Consider the following 17751-nt stretch of genomic DNA (forward strand, 5'->3'; position numbering starts at 1 on the left):
TTGAAACTAAATAATATGGAGTTTAAATTCGGAGGATCTGAATATAATCAAAGAACAGTGCTAGGACATCCTTCTGGTTTATTTGTTCTTTTCTTTACAGAAATGTGGGAACGTTTTTCTTACTACGGAATGCGTGCCTTACTGGTTTTATTTCTAACAGCATCCATAATGGAAAATGGATGGGCCTGGGAAAGACAAGATGCACTTATCTTGTATGGATGGTATATTGGATTGGTCTATATTACTCCTATATTTGGGGGTTTGATAGCAGATAAATTCCTAGGTTATAGGCGTGCAGTTGTTTTGGGTGCATTAATTATGACTCTTGGCCATGCATCTATGGCGCTAGAAGGTTTTACTAATATTTTCTTCTATCTTGGGTTACTTCTTTTGATATTGGGGAATGGTTTGTTTAAACCGAATATTTCTTCAATTGTAGGTCAGCTTTATAAAACCGATGATAAAGAAAAAGATGCTGGTTATACCATTTTTTATATGGGAATTAATGCCGGTGCTTTTCTCGGAATTTTACTTTGTGGTTATATAGGGGAAAAAGTAGGATGGCATTGGGGCTTTGGTCTCGCGGGAATTTTCATGTTTATTGGAATGTTACAGTTCTATTATGCCCAAAAGATTTTTGGGGAAATTGGTTTAAAGCCCAAGAAAAAGGATGATTATGTTGATGATCACACTGTAAAAGGAGAAGTGGAAGATAGTAAGGGTAAGCCAATTTTAGATGATAATTTTGAAAAAACAAATAAGCCAGAGCCTTCTCCTAAGGTTAAAAAAGATAGAGTAATTGTAATTTCAGTTTTTGCATTTTTTACAATATTTTTTTGGTGGGCTTTTGAACAGGCAGGGGGATCTATGACTATTTTTGCAGCGGATTATACTGATAGAGATCTGTTAGGTAGTCAGGCAGTAACTTTTAAAATAATTAATGCTGTTATTACAGTAATTCCCTTGCTGGTTATAACCTGGGTGCTTCTAATGCTTTTTAAGCAAACTTTTGGAAGGTATGCTAAATCCAATTTTTTTCTTGGAAGCAGTTTTGTAATAATATGGGGTATAGTTATTTGGATGTTATATAATGAATTTCAGGTGGACACCGCTGAAGTGCCGGCTTCGTGGTTCTCAGTATTAAACTCCTTATTTATAATATTATTTGCTCCTGTGTTTTCCAAAATTTGGGAAAGTAGGTTTAACCCTTCTGGTCCTGTTAAATTCGGGATTGGGCTGATATTACTTGGAGTAGGTTTTGCATCTCTTGCTTATGGAGCTTTTGGAATTCCTCAGGGAGCTGAAACTGCTGCCGTAAGTATGATATGGTTGATTTTAGCATACTTCTTTCATACAATAGGTGAGCTTTGTGTTTCTCCCGTAGGACTTAGTTATGTGAGTAAATTATCTCCTCCAAAACTGGTAGGCCTCATGTTTGGAATTTGGTTTCTTGCCAATTTTATAGCTGGTATTCTTGGAGGTTATACGGGAGGGTATATTGATAGTATCTCGGAACAATACGGGTTATCGGTGTTTTTCTTAATCTTTACTCTTATTCCAATTTTTATGGGATTATTAATGGTGGCAATAAATAAATTCCTGATAAAAAAGATGCACGGAATAAGATAGAGATAGAAATCTTCTTCTAATGATTTCTGAAAAATATTTTTTCAATTTTATATTTTTGAAAAAATAATGGACTAAAAAAGGTGGAGCTTAAACTCCACCTTTTTGCTTCTTGATTATTTCTAAATTTATTACTTCGCTCCACCCGGACTTCCAGATGCTAATAATCTCCTTCCGTGTGCTTCATCGTCCATGAATCCTTTTGCCATATAACCAATACCATACATTAGGTAATACCACCCGGAACGACCACCTCCACCTGTAATTTCAGATGATTCATCTAAGGATATTTCTATAACTGAGTAATTATTAAGATTTTTCATGTTTTCTTTTTAAAGTTATTGATTAGTTTATCTATTATCGTAAGCTGCTGCACCATCGCTTAGACCATCTTTGATATCATCAAAGTTTTCCCAAGCAGACCATAAAACCGCAACAGGCCACCATGGCCCAGTTTTGCCACCATTTATATTTCGTGAATCTTCTTTTTTGAGAATTGACACCCCATAATTTTCAGTATTTTTCATAAAAAATGCTTTAATTAATATTTGATTATTAAATTAGATCTATGCGCATGAAATAATCTGATTCAACGAATATAATCTCATTCACTGCATAATCATTGCAGTTTATCATTAACTTAGATTTTATCTACTTTATCTTTTTCTTATGTTACTGTAAGTTTTATTTTTACATTTTAGGAACGTTTTTTGTTTTCCTGTTAGGTTCATCATGTGAACCGACCAAGTGTTTAAAATAATTAGAACAATGCAGAAACTTACTTTTTTTATTTTCTTGATTTTTACCGGTCTTGGTGTGCAAGCCCAGGAGATTAACTGGATGAGTATGAACGAAGCTCTGGAAGCGCAGAAAAAGGAACCTAAAAAAATCTTTATGGATGCTTATACCGTTTGGTGTGGGCCATGTAAAATGTTAGACAAAAATACATTTAGCAACAGCGATGTAATTGAGTATGTAAATGAGAACTACTATCCTGTAAAATTTAATGCCGAGGGTAACGAGGAAATCAATTTTAAGGGTCAGGTGTTTAAAAACCCACAATACGATCCCGAAAAGAAAAAAAGAAGAAATTCACCCCACCAATTAGCAAGGGCCATTCAAATTACCGGATATCCAAGTTTGGTTTTCTTCGATGAAGAAGCTAATTTAATTGCTCCTGTTGCCGGTTATAGAACGCCAAAACAGTTAGAACTATACCTAAAGCTCTTTGTGGGAGATGAATATAAAAAAATGACTTCTAAAGAAGCTTTTGCAGAATATCAGAAGAATTTTGAAGGTTCTTTCGAATAAATTATTTACAATTTAAGTGTTAGTTGATAGTGAGCCTTAAGGTTCAGTAGAAATGCGGAAAGCCCCGTTTTTACCTGTATGGTGAAAGCGGGCTTTTTGTTTTCTGGCGGTTTTGGCCCAGCGAGATACATAACTGTGATAATTACTTCCGTCAGCAATAATTAGCATCGGGTTTAAATGCGTAATAAGTCTTTCTAAATTGATTTTGGGAGAGTCCCGGAGTAATACTATTTGTGGCTTAAAATCATTCAGCTTGTAAACCGCACTGCTGTCAACAATGAAAACTGAAGTTTTCCCGGCCAGTAAAATGTTGGGAATTGCTTGCTCTTCCAGACGCCGAATGTTCCTACCGGTCTTGTAATCTTTCAATCTAATTTCATTTTTGACTGGGGCCTCTAGATTATGATAAAGCTCAAGTTTATCATGCTTTTTTATGCCTATCATAGTTTTTCTTGGTTTATGAAAAACAATACTTTCTGAAGATGAATTCTGTATTCTGCTGAAAATCATACTGGATTGAAGCAGTATAATTCCACAGAGAAATAAAATAAAGCTCCTAAAACTTTTTCGATAAATTAAAAAAATAAAAAATAAGATAAGCAAATAGGCGCTTAAACTTTGCCATATACTAAAATGAATGTTTGTAAAAACAAACTCCTCCTTGCCTGCCACCCAGGTAATAAACTGATTCATAAGGCCTATTAAATTTCCGTAGGCATCTGCTAAAGCGTTTGGAAGTATATTGAAATGGGTTAGTATGATAACGAGAATTCCAAGACCTAAAATTAAGCCAAGCACAGGTAATACCACCAAATTGGAAAGAAAGAACAAAGAAGGGAATTGGTGGAAATAAAATAAACTTAAGGGTAAAACTCCAATTTGTGCGGCTATGCTCACACATAATAGCCCCCAAAAGTACCTGGTAATTTTAAATTTGGGTTGCCAGAGTTTAAATAATTTGGGATGAAGGCTAACAATGGCGAACACCGCAAGATAACTAAGCTGAAAACCTACCTGGAAAATAAAATATGGATTTACAAGCAGTAAAATAAACAGAGAAATGAACAAACTGTTCAAAGCACTGGTTTTTCTTCGCAATTGCATCCCAATAGCGATAAAAGAGAACATGGTTACGGCCCGCACTACCGATGGGGAAAGTCCTGCTAGCATAGCAAAACCCCACATGAGTGAAATTAGAAGTACTGTTTTTAGGAACAGCCCGTATTTTACGAGGTTTAAAGGTTTAAAAAGCCAGTTTAGAATTAATAGAATAATACCTACGTGAAGACCCGATATGGCAAGTATATGTATGGCTCCAGCGGCAGCATAATCTTCATAAACTTCCTTTGAAATATCCTGTTTTTGCCCCAGTAGTAGTGCCTGTATAATAACCAGTTCATCTTTATTAAAATTTGCTTTTGAAAGCTTCTGTATTAAGCTTGCCCTAAAATTAGTAATATGGGTTAATGGCCTGTTTGTAGTATAGGTTAACATTTTGAGCTCTGCCTGGTCTAAGCTTAATTGTTTCTCTACCTTTTGTTTTTGCATAAACCTCCGATAATTAAATCGGTAGGGATTTAGAGGCTCAGTAATATCTGATGGTTTATTGGGAACAAGCAATTTCGTTCCCGGTTTTATATTTAAGGGAATAGAATCTTTAGAAATGTTAAGCAGGATTTTTCCGGTGGTTGTGACTGAGTTTTTACCCGAAAAGATTCTTTCTACTTCCGCTATATAGGCTTGGTTGTAAGCATTGGGCTTAAGTGTTTCCAAAATGCGAATTTGCATTATGCCAGCTTCGGTACTTTTAGTGTTAATATAGTGCTGTGGTATATTTTTAGGCTGATGCAAATAGGCGGTGGCTATGCCTATACAAAAGATTAAACTCCAGGTGCATATTCCGAAGAAAGCATCATCAAATAACTTTTTACGAGCTCGTAAAAAGCTAAAAAAGAAGCTTAGAAATAGAAAGCCTAAACATATAAAAAAAGCTTGTAAGGGGAGATGAATCGTGAACCCGGTAATAATTCCCAGAATTAGGAATATAGAAAGTTTTATGATGGTAAAATTCAAAAATTGCATCCCTGTTGTTTTGTGTAGGGTAGCAATAAGGAGTATAAGATACTAAAAATTACAAAATTCTTCGGGCCATTACAAAGGTTTCATTCCAAAATGGTTCAGATAAGGAAGAGATAATTACCCCGCGTGAAGTAGAAGAATGAATAAAATAGATATTGTCGCTTTCTATTTCTACCACCAGGCCAACGTGATTAATAACTTTTCTGTTCTTATTTGTTTCAAAAAAAAGTAAATCGCCGGGGCCTACTTGTTTTAAATAAAGGCGTTCCCCCTCAAGCGACATTGCTCGGGAAGTTCTTGGAATAGCGATATCTTCCTCCAAAAATGCCGTGTATAGTAATCCGGAGCAGTCCATGCCTCGTTTAGTGGTGCCTCCATATTTATATCGGGTGCCCTCAAAACTTTTTGCCGTAGAAATAATATTATAGACCTTTTTGTTTACCGGCTTCACTTCAGCTATTTCTTTATCGGTATAACTTCTGGACGGCTTTTCTTTACTTGAATAATCTCGTGAACGGTTTTCTTCACTTTTGGTAGTAATAATTTTAGCGCGTGAGCTTCCGCAGGAAACAAGGCCTGTAAGAAAAAAGCTTAGAAAAAGAAGTTTAAAAATTTTAGGCATAGATTAATTTTTGATTGCTTTTATAATTAGTTGCGCTGTTTTTTCGCTGGCACCTTTTCCTCCTAATTTTTGTTCTAACTCAAAGTAATCTTTAAAAATTTTGCTACGGTGTTTTTCTTCCAGTATTTTTTTAAACTCTTTTTTAAGTGTTTTAGTATTAAAATCGTTCTGGATTAATTCTTTTACCACCTCCCGGTTCATAATAAGGTTTACCAGTGAGATATAATTCAATTTTATAATTCTACGTGCAATTTGGTAGGAGATATAGCTGCCTTTATAGCAAACTACTTCGGGGATTTTAAAAAGGGCGGTTTCCAGGGTAGCCGTACCCGATGTTACCATGGCAGCATGGGCAAGGCTTAATACATCATAGGTTTTATTCATGATGAGTTTGATGTTTTTTTGCTTGATGAAGGGAGCGTAGAATGCAGCATCCTGGCTGGGTGCACCTGCAATTACAAATTGGTATTCAGGAAAATCTGGGGTGATACTTAACATAACCTCCAGCATTTTTGAAATTTCCTGTTTACGGCTCCCGGGTAAAATAGCAATAATAGGTCTTTCATCCAGCCCGTATTCTTTTTTTATAGCAGCTATATCGGGGAGTTTCTTTTGGCCAATAGCATCAATAAGGGGATGGCCTACAAAATGAACCGGGAAATTATGTTTTTCTTCATAAAACTCCTTTTCAAAAGGGAGTATTACATACATATGGTCTATATCCCGTTTTATTTCTTTTATCCTGTTTTCTTTCCAGGCCCAAATTTGCGGGGAAATATAATAATGTGTTGGGTAGCCTTCTTTTTTAGCCCATTTGGCTATCCTTAAATTAAAGCCGGGATAATCTACAAAAATAATGGCATCAGGCTTAAATTTTTTGATGTCTTCTTTGCAGAAGGAAATATTTTTAAGAATGGTCTTTAAGTTAAAAAGAACCTCTACGAAGCCCATAAAGGCCAGTTCGCGGTAATGTTTTACCAATTGCCCGCCCTGTTCCTGCATAAGATCGCCACCCCAAAACCTAAATTCTGCTTCCAAATCGTTTTGTTTTAATGCACGCATCAGGTTAGAGGCGTGAAGGTCTCCAGAAGCTTCCCCGGCTATAATATAATATTTCATTTTATATACTTAGGTTCAAGTTTATAGTTTAATGCACAAGATTTGAATTCAAGGCTTCAGGTGCCAGGTTCAAGGTTACATCACCTAACAATAAACCACAAACCATAAACATTTATATTTAAACAATTTTAGAGATAAAAATGCTAATCGCGGCCAGGATACTGGCCAATAAAACACCCCTGGCATGATAATTTTGTTTTTTCCTTATAAAAACAAAAAATGGCAAAAAATTTAAAATGGCTCCCAGGGCTATTAATTTCCCAATATATCCTTGAGCAATGGCCTTATCTAAGGTTTCATCTATTCCCATTTCAGAAAAAAGCAGGATGTAAAGAAATACACCACCAATATTGGCAGAGATTCCGGTTAGGAAACCTATAAAAATATTTTGCTTAATCATTAAGCTCCCAGGTGTTTAAGTCGTCTAAAAAGTGATGGGCCGTTAAATCGAATTGTACCGGTACAATCGATACATAACCGTTTTGTAGTGCCCACTCATCGGTATCTTCGCCTTTATCTTTATTTACAAATTTACCGCTAAGCCAATAATATTCACGGCCCTGCGGATTTGTTCTTTTGTCAAATTCTTCCTCCCATTGCGCATTTGCCTGCCTACACACTTTCATTCCTTTAATTTCGGAGGCAGATAGTTTTGGGATATTTACATTTAGCACCACACCTTTTGGCAGGCCATTTTTAATCACATTTTTGGTAATGGCTTTTACATATTTTCTGGTAGGCTCAAAATCGGCATTTAAAGAATAGTCCAGTAGAGAAAAGCCAATAGCTGGAATTCCTTCTACCCCTGCTTCTACAGCAGCACTCATTGTTCCTGAATATATTACGTTTATAGACGAATTAGAGCCGTGGTTAATCCCGCTAACGCAAAGATCGGGTTTACGGTGTAAAATTTCCTGTGTGGCAATTTTTACACAATCGGCAGGGGTTCCCGAACAACTGTATTCTTTATGTTTGTAATTTTCTTTTATGGTAACTTGTTCGCAAAACAAGGTGTCACTAATAGTAATAGCGTGTCCCATGCCACTTTGGGGGCTGTCGGGTGCCACAACTACAACATCACCCAGCTCTTTCATAACTTCTATTAATGTCCTTATACCGGGTGCTGTGATTCCGTCGTCGTTGGTTACTAAAATCAATGGTTTCTTTCTGGTCATAGCTTAATTTTATAAAAGCTAAAATAATAATTTCGGGAAGAAACCTTATCTTAGTGGTTTAACAAATTATTATTACCCATTAACTTTATTGGCACAATTTTTAATGTATTTTGGAGAGCTGTTAATGATGAAATTTATGCTATTTATGAAAAAGAATTTAAAGATCTTGGTGGTCGTGCTTTTAATGGCTGCCACTTCCTGTAGTTTTACTACTAAAAAATTTGACGACCCTAATAAAGATAAACTTCTTATAGACCTTATTACATATGTTCTTAACGAAGGTCATTACGATGCCCGGGAAATTAATGACGAATTTTCTGAAGGTGTTTATGATAAATATCTTGAAGGTTTAGATGGGTCTAAACGTTTTTTCTATGCAAGCGACATTAAAGAATTTGACGCTTACCGGGATAAGATTGATGACCAAATTGAAGAACAGAAAATTGATTTTTTCGATTTAACCTATAATCGACTTATAGAAAGATCGGAAGAAGCAAGGAGTATTTATAAGGAAATCCTCGAAAAGCCTTTTGATTTTTCTGAAGATGAAGTTATAAACACAGATTTTTCTGAAGCAGACTATGTGACTTCAAAAAAGGAATTAAAAGAGCGTTGGAGAAAACAGCTAAAATTTTCTACCCTTATTACTTTTTATGATAAGGTAGAAGAAGAGGAACAAAAAAAGGAAGAAGATCCTGCTTATGAGATGAAGTCTAAAGAAGAGCTTGAAAAAGAGGCTCGTAAGGTAACCTTAAACTCTTTGGATGAATATTACGATTTTACAGATGATCTTGAACGCAAGGATTATTTTACAGTGTATTTAAATGCCGTAGTTGAGGCTTTTGATCCTCATACTTTCTATTTTGCACCTCAGGATAAAGACAGGTTTGATATTGCCATGTCCGGGAAACTTGAGGGTATTGGTGCCAGATTACAAAAGAAAAGTGACAATATTACCATTACCGAAGTTATCTCGGGAGGTCCTGCCTGGAGAAGTGAACAGCTTGATGCAGGAGATGAGATTTTAAAAGTGCAGCAAGAAGATGAAGATAATCCTGTAAGCATAGTGGGAATGCGCCTTGAAGATGCTGTAGACTTAATTAAGGGGCCAAAAGATTCTAAAGTTACCTTAACAGTTCGTAAAAAATTAATGGGTAATATAGAAGAAATCACACTTACTCGTGACATTGTTGAAATTGAAGAAACCTATGCCAAGACTGCTATGGTTAACAATAACGGTAAGAATTTCGGAATAATTAACCTGCCTAAGTTCTATTTTAATATGGAAGATTATGAAGAGCGAAATGCGGCTTCAGATATCAAGAAAGATATTATTCGATTAAAGGAACAGGATATGGACGGGCTTGTACTTGACCTTAGAAATAATGGAGGTGGTTCTCTAAAAACAGTGGTAGACATTGCCGGGCTTTTTATTGAGGAAGGACCTATCGTTCAGGTGAAATCCAGCGGAAAAAGAAAAGAAGTTCTTTCAGACGAAGATCCTTCTGTGTTGTGGGATGGTCCCCTTGTAATTTTGGTAAATGAGCTTTCTGCTTCGGCTTCAGAGATTCTGGCCGCTGCCATGCAAGACTATAAAAGGGCTATTATTATAGGTAGCAAACAAACCTATGGAAAAGGAACCGTTCAAAATGTAATAGATTTAAATCGTTGGTTAAGAAGCAATGAATTTGGAGATGTAGGCGCGCTTAAATTAACTACCCAGAAGTTTTATAGGGTAAACGGAGGCTCTACGCAATTAGAGGGTGTAAAAAGTGATGTAGTGGTTCCAGATCGTTATAGCTTTATAGATATTGGAGAGAAAGATCAGGATAATCCGCTGCCATGGGATAAAATAGATCCCGCCAGTTATGAGGTTTGGGAAGGTTTTGTAAACTTTGAAAAAACCATTGAAGAGAGTAAGGATAGAATGGGAACTAATGAGCAGTTAAAACTTATTGAGGAGCACGCCAAATGGATTAAAGATCAGAGTGAAGATAACTCACATTCTTTAATGTTTGAGGAATATGCCGCAACGGCAGAAATGAACAAAGAAATGGCCAAAAGGTTTGATTCTATTAAAAACTATACCACCAACCTTACATTCAAATCTTTAGCTTACGAAGTAAAGTTGTTTGAAAACGATACCATTTTAAAAGAGAAAAGAGATCGTTGGCATAAAAACTTGAGTAAAGATGTTTATGTGGAAGAGGCTATTCATGTACTGGCAGATATGAAAAAGAATAATATAAAACAGGATAAATTAGCTAAAGTTCGCGACTAATTTTTCTAAAGATAGGCTAAGAGCTTGTTTGAAAATTTTGTTCTCCTCAAAGCTAAACTCGTTTTAGCTTTTAATATGGAGTTTAAGGCTTTTTCAAACAAGCTTTTTTATACCCGATAATTTTCGACTACCATCCAGGAACATAGTCTTTAATTTAGGCTCGAATCTCTTCTGAAAAACTTAGTTTTGTAGTATGCTAAAACGAAAATATATCTACCCTTTAATCATTTTAACGGTAGCTGCAGTTTTACTTATGGTAGAACGCTGCGGTTAAAAGGAAATTCTTTGGGAATCCAGCTTTATAAAGATAAAGAGTAAGGTTGTAAATGCCCAAAGGCCCGAGCCCCCGTAGCTTAAAAAGGGCAAGGGAATACCTACCGTAGGAAAAATACCAATAACCATCCCTATATTTACCAGAAAGTGCATAAAAAGAATTCCAATTACCCCATAGCCATAAACCCGGCTAAATGTAGACTTTTGCCTTTCTGCCAGGTAGAGTAGTCGCAGCATAAGCAGGACAAAAAGCCCAAGAATAAAGGTACTTCCCATAAATCCCCATTCTTCGCCAACGGTGCTAAAGATATAATCTGTATGTTGCTCTGGAACAAAATGGCCTTTGGTTTGTGTTCCTTCTGTCCAGCCTTTGCCAAATAAACCTCCACTACCAATGGCAATCTCACTCTGATTGGTATTATAGCCAATTCCGCGAGAGTCTACTTCCTTTCCTAAAACAATATTGAAACGATCTCTATGATGTTGTTTAAAAATGTTTTCAAATACATAATTTACCGAAAGGGAAAATCCAACGGCCACCGATGCAAAAAACAGGTATTTAATAAGATTGGGCTTCCTTTTTAAATTCTTAAGGTAAACCAATGCTGCAATTAGTAAAATACTGCAAATTACCCATAAAGGCCCAAAAGCCAGGGTAGCTACAAAAATACTGGCAGCAAAGAAGCCCAATAATAAATAAACAAAATGAAGTCCTTCTCTATAAAGGGCAAAAGCAAAAGAGAAATAGACCATAGCACTACCAGCATCAGGTTGTAAAAGCACCAAAAGCATAGGCAATGCAATGATTAGGAAAACTTTTAATTGGTGCTTAAAATCTCTTATATTGGTTTGTATGCCACTTAAGTATTTAGCAACAGCAAGAGCTGTTGCTGCCTTAGCAAATTCAGATGGTTGAATACTAATAGGTCCTATTTGGTACCAGGCCGTTTGTCCGGCAATAGTGCTACCAAATATAAAAAGCCCAACTAACGAAAGTAAACTCAGGCTATAGATTATACTGGAAAAACGTTGGTAGAACTTAGCTTCTATAGAGAGCAGCAAAATTATTAAAACCACGCTTAAGGATATAAATAGTGCCTGTCTTCCATACGGCACATTCATATTAAAAAAATCAGTGGGGTCGTTTGTTCCTAATGAAGCTGAATAAATATTTATCCAACCAAAACCTACCAGTAAAATATAAATTAAAATTGTGATCCAGTCGAATCCGGTACTGCTTTTAGTCATTTACTGATTAATTATAAAAGGTTCTCCACTTAATGGTTTGGCATACTCATCTTCAAGACTGTGGTTTAAGATCCAGTCTTCCAAATCTGTTCTGGTTATTTCTTTTTTAATATATTTTTCAACCATTAAACTGGCTATTTTTCCTGCATAGCGGCTTCCCCAATAGCCGTTCTCTACGAATACAGCAAGCGCTATTTTTGGATTATCTACGGGAGCAAAAGCCACAAAGATAGAATGATCTGTAAGTTGGGTTCGTTTACCATTTATTTTTGTGAAATTCTCGGCAGTACCTGTTTTTCCTGCAATTTCAATACCCGGTACCTGTAACCTTCTTGCGGTTCCATTTGTATACACCTGGTGCATTCCTTCAACTACCGGATCATAATGTTTCCTGTCTATAGTGGTATTTTTCTTTACGGTGAACTTCTCTTCTTTAATTGGCTCTCCTTCAATTTTCTTTAAAATATGCGGGGTATAATACCAACCGCGATTGGCGATAATAGCCGTCATATTTGCCAATTGAATAGGGGTCATTAAAACTTCTCCCTGGCCAATAGCATTCGAAAGAGTAGCAGATGCATACCATTTGTAAGTTGGGTAATTATATATCTTGTTGTAATAGTCGGCATTTGGTATTTTTCCAGGTCTTCCTGTGCTAAGGTCGTTCCCCATAAACTGCCCGAGACCAAAGCTTTGTAAATGATTGTTCCAGGCATCCATCCCTTCCTGGGGGCTGGGGTATTTTTCAATAGTTTTTCTATATACCTGTGCAAAATAGGTGTTGCAAGAACTGGAAATACCGGGAACCAGGCCTAAAGGACTTGAATGTGGGTGGCAGCCCATTCTTCGGCCCCTACCATATGAGAATCCGTTATGGCATGAAAAAGTATCTTCTGTATCTACAACGCCTTCCTGCAAAGCGATTAGCCCAGTTAAAACTTTAAATGGCGATCCGGGAGGGTATTCAGCTAAAAGACCGCGATCATAAAGTGGCTGGGCAATAGAGTCGTAATAAAGTCGGGTGTAATTTGGCGATCTTTTTCTTCCCACCAACAAAGCCGGGTCGTAATTAGGAGCGGTTACCAGGGATAGAATTTCGCCACTACCGGGTTCTATGGCAACAATCCCGCCGCGTTTATTTTGCATTAATTTCTCGCCATAAGCTTGAAGTTCGGCATCAATGGTAATGCTTATATCTTTTCCTTTAGTGGGTAGTGTATCGTAAATTCCATCTTTATAGGGGCCGATATCTCGGTTAAACCTATCTTTTTGGATATATTTTACACCTTTTTCGCCACGCAGCAATTCTTCGTAAACTTTCTCTACACCGCTTCGTCCAATAAGATCCCCGGAAATATAATAAGGATCTTCGTTTACTTTTTTCTGATTTACCTGTGCTATATAGCCCAAAACATTTGCACTATGATCTACCTGATAATCTCTTAGAGAACGTTTTTGAATATAGAAACCTTCGTATTTCCGCATTTTTTCCTGTAAATAGGCGTATTCTGCTTTGGTTAGCTGTGGAATAATTACGGAAGGGAGAATAGGGGAGTAGATCTTTGCTTTATCAAGACGGCGCCCCAACTCTTCGGGTTCAATACTTAAAATTTCGCAGAATTCAGTAGTGTCAAAGGGTTTTAGGTTCCTGGGAATGGCCATCACATCGTAAGATGGTTGGTTAGAAACCATTAATTTTCCATTCCTGTCTGAAATATAACCGCGCTGGGGGTAATCGTAAACTACCTCTATAGCGTTATCTTGAGATCTAACCGCGAAAGAATCGTTAACTACCTGTAAATAGAAAAGCCGGGCCAGAAAAACAATGCCCGTAACGAGTATAGTAATGTAAAGTAATAATTTTCTCATCTATATTTTTTGCTGAAAACTGCTAAACTTAGCATAATCATAATAACACTAAAAATCCCTGAAAATAACGTTTTTTTGAGGATTAATATTATATGATTTAAACTAAACATTTCCAAGAAAAATAATATAAAATGATGAATTATTATACTGATAAAAATATAACTCAATCTTGCACCAATAGGCGTAGTTGAAAGCCTTAGGTTTTGATGGTCATAACTTATTCCAAAAGAAAAACGGAGTAAATTAGGCCTTATAAATGCAATTACCGTACAGGCAGCCGCATGAATCCCGCCACTGTCTTCAAAAAGGTCTATGCTAAAGCCTAACAAAAAAGCCAGTACTAAGAATATACTCTGGTTGGAGTTGAAAGGATAAAGTAAGATAAACAAAACATAAAGATATGGATTGATATAACCCAGGAAATTAATGTTGTTAAGGATAAGTACCTGTATAAATACTAAACCTACAAACCTGATGATATTTTTTAAAATACTACTGTTCATCTTCCTCCTGCTCTAATTCCAGTATTTCATCGCGCTCCATATTCTCTATAACATACACATAACCAATATTAGTCATATCGTTAAAGAGCTTAACATTAATATGGTAATAACTTTCACTTTGGTCTAGTTTAAAATCCTGAATGCTTCCAATAGGGATTCCTTCTGGAAAAATTAGCGATTTACCTCCGGTTACAATCGTATCGCCTTCTTTTACCGGAGCCTGCCTGGGGACATCAATTAATTGAACGATATTTGGGTTTTTTCCGTTCCATATTAAACTCCCAAAATGATTGGTTTTGTTAAGTTGAGCATTAATTCTAGACTCTGAATTCAAAATAGAAATTACACGTGAGAACCTATTGTTTACTCTATCTATAATGCCAATTACTCCTTTACTTGTTATTACGCCAAATTCAGATTCTATACCGGCTTCTTTGCCCTGGTTTAGGGTTAAAAAGTTATTGGGCTTGGCAAAGTTGTTATTAATCACCCTGGCGGTCCTAAAGTAATAGGTGCCATCAAAGCTGGAAGTATCTGTGTAGTTCTCAATCGAGATCGTATCGTTTAAATTGGTAAGTATATTTCGCAGTTGCTTATTCTCTTCCATAAGCCGCTCGTTGTACTCATCTAGGTGCATATACTTATCAAAATCGTTAGCCCACGAGTAGATACCGCCGGTAACCACATTGGCCGAACTTATAAAACTGCTTTTGTGAAAAGAATGGGTTTGGATCGTGAAAAATACAGCTAAGGCCAGCAGAAATAAGAATAGGATATTATTCTTATTTCGGATAAGAAAATTAAAAATTTGCTGCATAAAACTACTTCTCCTACTTTATCAAAATTCCCTTATAACGGTTTAGGGTTTTTAAGCATATTCCGGTACCTCTTACCACGGCTCTTAATGGATCTTCGGCAATATAAACGGGAAGATCGGTTTTTTGAGATAACCTTTTGTCCAAACCTCTTAGCATAGAACCACCACCCGCAAGATAAATACCGGTATTGTATATATCGGCGGCGAGTTCCGGTGGGGTTTGGGATAGGGTTTCCATAACTGCATCTTCAATTCTTAAAATCGATTTATCCAAAGCTTTGGCAATCTCACGATAAGAAATATTTACCTGTTTGGGTTTCCCTGTTAGCAGGTCACGTCCCTGTACGCTCATTTCTTCTGGCGGAACCTCTAAATCTTCAGTTGCCGCACCAATCTGGATTTTTATTTTTTCGGCAGTGCGCTCTCCCACATATAAGTTGTGCTGGGTACGCATATAGTAAACAATATCGTTTGTAAACACATCACCGGCAATTTTAACCGATTTATCACAAACAATCCCTCCAAGGGCAATAACCGCAATTTCGGTAGTACCTCCCCCTATATCCACAATCATATTACCTTTTGGCTGCATAATGTCTACTCCAATACCAATTGCGGCTGCCATAGGTTCGTGAATAAGGTAAACCTCTTTCCCATTCACCCGTTCTGCACTTTCTTTTACGGCACGCATTTCTACTTCGGTAATTCCAGAAGGAATGCAAATTACCATCCTAAGGGCAGGGGTAAACATTTTCTTTTTTAGCGCCGGAATTTCTTTAATGAACATCGTGAGCATTTTCTCACTGGCATCAAAATCGGCAATTACACCGTCTTTTAACGGGCGAATGGTTTTTATATTCTCATGGGTTTTTCCCTGCATCATAGCAGCTTCTTTACCTACTGCGGTTATCTTTGCCGTAGTACGGTCTCGTGCAACTATAGATGGACTGTCTACCACTACTTTATCATTGTGAATAATAAGGGTGTTGGCAGTTCCTAAATCTATTGCTATTTCTTCAATGAGAAAATCAAAAAATCCCATGGTTTATTTTGTGTTGAGGTTTGGTAAATGTACTAAAATTAATGTTTAAAATGGCGAGTTCCTGTCATCACCATTGCGATATTATTTTCATTACAATAATCTATGCTAAGTTGGTCTTTTATAGAGCCTCCAGGCTGTATCACTGCTGAAATACCTTCGTTTCCTGCTATTTCTACACAATCTGGGAATGGGAAAAATGCATCACTTGCCATTACAGCCCCCTTTAAATCAAAATTAAAAGACCTGGCTTTCTCAATACTTTGCTTTAATGCATCTACTCGAGAAGTTTGCCCGGTACCACTGGCGCATAGTTGCTTATTTTTTGCCAATACAATGGTATTAGATTTGGTATGCTTACAGATTTTGGAAGCAAATAACAAATCAGATAACTCATTAGCAGTAGGATTATTGTTCGTTGCTTGCTTTAAATCTTCAGCAACATCGGTTTTATGATCTTTATCCTGAACTAAAACTCCGTTTAGGCAAGTTCTAACTTGTTTCTGCGGAAGTTCGGTTTCTTTTTGAATCAATAAAATTCTGTTCTTTTTTCCCTTTAGGATATCTTCGGCCTCTGCAGAGAACGAAGGGGCTATTACTACTTCGCAGAATAATTTATGAATTTCTTCAGCTGTAGCTTTGTCAATTTCAACATTACTAATTAAAACACCACCAAAGGCTGAAACCGGATCTCCTGCCAATGCATCTATATAAGCCTGGTGTAAAGTGTCGCGTTGTGCCAAACCACAGGCGTTGTTGTGCTTTAGAATAGCAAAAGTTGGGTCTTCGCCTTTAAATTCATTAATAAGGTTTACCGCGGCATCTACATCTAACAGGTTGTTGTACGAAAGTTCTTTTCCGTGTAGTTTTTCAAACATCGCATCAAAATCGCCATAAAACTCCCCTTTTTGATGTGGGTTTTCACCATATCTAAGGACTTTTCCGTTTTGGAAACTTTGTTTGTAAGCTTCAATTTTCTGGTCAGCGTTAAAATAATTGAAAATAGCCGTGTCGTAATGGGAAGAAACATTAAAGGCTTTACCAGCAAAAAGTTTGCGATCAGCAAGGCTGGTTTCGCCATTTTTTTCTTCCAGTAAATTTTCAAAACTTTTATAATCTTCTACCGAAGAAACGCAAAGTACGTCTTTAAAGTTTTTTGCGGCAGCGCGAATAAGTGAAATCCCGCCAATGTCTATTTTTTCAATAATATCCTGTTCTGAAGCTCCTGAAGCTACGGTCTTCTCAAACGGATATAGGTCTACAATTACAATGTCTATTTGCGGAATTTCGTATTCAGCAAGTTCTTTTACATCACTTTCATTATCTTGGCGGTTTAAAATTCCTCCAAAAACTTTTGGATGAAGTGTTTTTACACGTCCGCCTAAAATAGAGGGATAAGAAGTTACATCTTCTACAGGCACTACATTAATCCCCAGGTCTTTGATAAATTTCTCGGTACCTCCGGTAGAGTAAATGGTGATTCCCAGGTTGTTAAGTTTTTTTACGATGGGTTCCAGGCCGTCTTTGCTAAATACAGAAATTAAAGCAGATTTCGCTTTTTTTAAGTCGCTCATTGTGTTGTGTTTGTTAAAGTTGCAAAAGTAAGTATTTAAGCCAAAAACTTAAAAGGCATTTCTTTTATTTATCGAGAAATTTTGTAACGAATTTTAAAGCCGGACGTCATACCACTAAGCGCATAAAAATTCTAAAATTTAGTTATTCAAGAAGTAAGCTTTAAAATGTGCGAAAACTGGTTGTCGGCTTTTAATTATTAACCCAATAACTCGTG

At 36.6% G+C, this 17751-nt stretch carries 16 protein-coding genes; 3 read left to right on the forward strand and 13 right to left on the reverse strand.

Going from position 1 to position 17751, the window contains the following annotated elements; all coding sequences use genetic code 11:
* Positions 1-15: 15 nt before the first annotated feature.
* Entirely contained in the window at positions 16-1629 is a 1614-nt protein-coding gene (locus I6U49_RS09265) for a peptide MFS transporter (protein WP_198628454.1), read from the forward strand.
* A gap of 128 nt (positions 1630-1757) precedes the next feature.
* On the opposite strand, the gene I6U49_RS09270 is transcribed toward I6U49_RS09265, so the two are convergent.
* Entirely contained in the window at positions 1758-1949 is a 192-nt protein-coding gene (locus I6U49_RS09270) for a hypothetical protein (RefSeq protein ID WP_198628455.1), read from the reverse strand.
* A gap of 27 nt (positions 1950-1976) precedes the next feature.
* Positions 1977-2153 carry a hypothetical protein gene (locus I6U49_RS09275; RefSeq protein ID WP_198628456.1) on the reverse strand — a complete coding sequence of 59 codons (177 nt, stop codon included), beginning with the start codon at positions 2151-2153 and terminating at the stop codon, positions 1977-1979.
* A gap of 241 nt (positions 2154-2394) precedes the next feature.
* On the opposite strand from I6U49_RS09275, the gene I6U49_RS09280 reads away from it, so the two are divergent.
* On the forward strand, positions 2395-2937 hold the full coding sequence (locus I6U49_RS09280) for a thioredoxin family protein (protein ID WP_193711290.1): 543 nt from the start codon (positions 2395-2397) through the stop codon (positions 2935-2937).
* A 36-nt stretch (positions 2938-2973) separates the two neighbouring features.
* Here the strand turns inward: I6U49_RS09280 and I6U49_RS09285 are convergent, their stop codons facing one another.
* From I6U49_RS09285 to surE, 5 genes are all read right to left on the reverse strand, one after another.
* Positions 2974-5019 (reverse strand): ComEC/Rec2 family competence protein, encoded by a 2046-nt coding sequence (locus I6U49_RS09285; protein ID WP_198628457.1) that lies wholly within the window; start codon positions 5017-5019, stop codon positions 2974-2976.
* Positions 5020-5068: 49 nt separating this feature from the next.
* The gene (locus I6U49_RS09290) at positions 5069-5638 is read right to left on the reverse strand and encodes a C40 family peptidase (protein WP_198628458.1); all 570 of its coding nucleotides are present in this window, start codon (positions 5636-5638) and stop codon (positions 5069-5071) included.
* Between the two features lie 3 nt (positions 5639-5641).
* Positions 5642-6757, reverse strand: coding sequence for a lipid-A-disaccharide synthase (gene lpxB, locus I6U49_RS09295; RefSeq protein ID WP_198628459.1), 1116 nt, complete (start codon positions 6755-6757; stop codon positions 5642-5644).
* Positions 6758-6875: 118 nt separating this feature from the next.
* Positions 6876-7157 (reverse strand): hypothetical protein, encoded by a 282-nt coding sequence (locus I6U49_RS09300; RefSeq protein WP_193711286.1) that lies wholly within the window; start codon positions 7155-7157, stop codon positions 6876-6878.
* Positions 7150-7932 carry a 5'/3'-nucleotidase SurE gene (gene surE / locus I6U49_RS09305; protein WP_198628460.1) on the reverse strand — a complete coding sequence of 261 codons (783 nt, stop codon included), beginning with the start codon at positions 7930-7932 and terminating at the stop codon, positions 7150-7152. The genes I6U49_RS09300 and surE overlap by 8 nt, the downstream gene beginning before the upstream one ends.
* 145 nt (positions 7933-8077) lie before the next feature.
* On the opposite strand from surE, the gene I6U49_RS09310 reads away from it, so the two are divergent.
* Positions 8078-10213 carry a carboxy terminal-processing peptidase gene (locus I6U49_RS09310; RefSeq protein WP_198628461.1) on the forward strand — a complete coding sequence of 712 codons (2136 nt, stop codon included), beginning with the start codon at positions 8078-8080 and terminating at the stop codon, positions 10211-10213.
* A gap of 270 nt (positions 10214-10483) precedes the next feature.
* On the opposite strand, the gene rodA is transcribed toward I6U49_RS09310, so the two are convergent.
* Genes rodA through purH form a run of 6 tightly spaced genes read right to left on the reverse strand, consistent with a single transcriptional unit; the run spans position 10484 to position 17536 of the window.
* Positions 10484-11734: a rod shape-determining protein RodA gene (gene rodA / locus I6U49_RS09315; protein WP_198628462.1), complete on the reverse strand. Its 1251-nt coding sequence runs from the start codon at positions 11732-11734 to the stop codon at positions 10484-10486.
* Positions 11735-13603 (reverse strand): penicillin-binding protein 2, encoded by a 1869-nt coding sequence (gene mrdA / locus I6U49_RS09320; protein ID WP_198628463.1) that lies wholly within the window; start codon positions 13601-13603, stop codon positions 11735-11737.
* Complete coding sequence (locus I6U49_RS09325; RefSeq protein WP_193711281.1) at positions 13600-14106, reverse strand: rod shape-determining protein MreD; 507 nt, start codon at positions 14104-14106, stop codon at positions 13600-13602. Before I6U49_RS09325 ends, mrdA begins: the two co-directional genes overlap by 4 nt.
* Positions 14096-14923 carry a rod shape-determining protein MreC gene (gene mreC / locus I6U49_RS09330; RefSeq protein ID WP_198628464.1) on the reverse strand — a complete coding sequence of 276 codons (828 nt, stop codon included), beginning with the start codon at positions 14921-14923 and terminating at the stop codon, positions 14096-14098. The genes I6U49_RS09325 and mreC overlap by 11 nt, the downstream gene beginning before the upstream one ends.
* Positions 14924-14936: 13 nt before the next feature.
* The gene (locus tag I6U49_RS09335) at positions 14937-15965 is read right to left on the reverse strand and encodes a rod shape-determining protein (protein WP_193711279.1); all 1029 of its coding nucleotides are present in this window, start codon (positions 15963-15965) and stop codon (positions 14937-14939) included.
* 38 nt (positions 15966-16003) lie between these two features.
* The gene (gene purH / locus I6U49_RS09340) at positions 16004-17536 is read right to left on the reverse strand and encodes a bifunctional phosphoribosylaminoimidazolecarboxamide formyltransferase/IMP cyclohydrolase (protein ID WP_198628465.1); all 1533 of its coding nucleotides are present in this window, start codon (positions 17534-17536) and stop codon (positions 16004-16006) included.
* Between the last annotated feature and the right edge of the window lie 215 nt (positions 17537-17751).

Origin of the sequence: Salegentibacter maritimus, assembly GCF_016236915.1 — a bacterium.
GTDB classification, from domain to species: Bacteria; Bacteroidota; Bacteroidia; order Flavobacteriales; family Flavobacteriaceae; genus Salegentibacter; species Salegentibacter maritimus.

What these genes read in the sequence shown, in the direction of transcription:
- I6U49_RS09325 (WP_193711281.1), bottom strand. Translation starts at nt 14,106, where the DNA reads ATGAACAGTAGTATTTTAAAAAATATCATCAGGTTTGTAGGTTTAGTA.
- rodA (WP_198628462.1), bottom strand. Translation starts at nt 11,734, where the DNA reads ATGACTAAAAGCAGTACCGGATTCGACTGGATCACAATTTTAATTTAT.
- lpxB (WP_198628459.1), bottom strand. Translation starts at nt 6,757, where the DNA reads ATGAAATATTATATTATAGCCGGGGAAGCTTCTGGAGACCTTCACGCC.
- purH (WP_198628465.1), bottom strand. Translation starts at nt 17,536, where the DNA reads ATGAGCGACTTAAAAAAAGCGAAATCTGCTTTAATTTCTGTATTTAGC.
- I6U49_RS09300 (WP_193711286.1), bottom strand. Translation starts at nt 7,157, where the DNA reads ATGATTAAGCAAAATATTTTTATAGGTTTCCTAACCGGAATCTCTGCC.
- mrdA (WP_198628463.1), bottom strand. Translation starts at nt 13,603, where the DNA reads ATGAGAAAATTATTACTTTACATTACTATACTCGTTACGGGCATTGTT.
- I6U49_RS09270 (WP_198628455.1), bottom strand. Translation starts at nt 1,949, where the DNA reads ATGAAAAATCTTAATAATTACTCAGTTATAGAAATATCCTTAGATGAA.
- I6U49_RS09265 (WP_198628454.1), top strand. Translation starts at nt 16, where the DNA reads ATGGAGTTTAAATTCGGAGGATCTGAATATAATCAAAGAACAGTGCTA.
- I6U49_RS09280 (WP_193711290.1), top strand. Translation starts at nt 2,395, where the DNA reads ATGCAGAAACTTACTTTTTTTATTTTCTTGATTTTTACCGGTCTTGGT.
- I6U49_RS09310 (WP_198628461.1), top strand. Translation starts at nt 8,078, where the DNA reads ATGAAAAAGAATTTAAAGATCTTGGTGGTCGTGCTTTTAATGGCTGCC.
- I6U49_RS09335 (WP_193711279.1), bottom strand. Translation starts at nt 15,965, where the DNA reads ATGGGATTTTTTGATTTTCTCATTGAAGAAATAGCAATAGATTTAGGA.
- I6U49_RS09275 (WP_198628456.1), bottom strand. Translation starts at nt 2,153, where the DNA reads ATGAAAAATACTGAAAATTATGGGGTGTCAATTCTCAAAAAAGAAGAT.
- I6U49_RS09285 (WP_198628457.1), bottom strand. Translation starts at nt 5,019, where the DNA reads ATGCAATTTTTGAATTTTACCATCATAAAACTTTCTATATTCCTAATT.
- surE (WP_198628460.1), bottom strand. Translation starts at nt 7,932, where the DNA reads ATGACCAGAAAGAAACCATTGATTTTAGTAACCAACGACGACGGAATC.
- mreC (WP_198628464.1), bottom strand. Translation starts at nt 14,923, where the DNA reads ATGCAGCAAATTTTTAATTTTCTTATCCGAAATAAGAATAATATCCTA.
- I6U49_RS09290 (WP_198628458.1), bottom strand. Translation starts at nt 5,638, where the DNA reads ATGCCTAAAATTTTTAAACTTCTTTTTCTAAGCTTTTTTCTTACAGGC.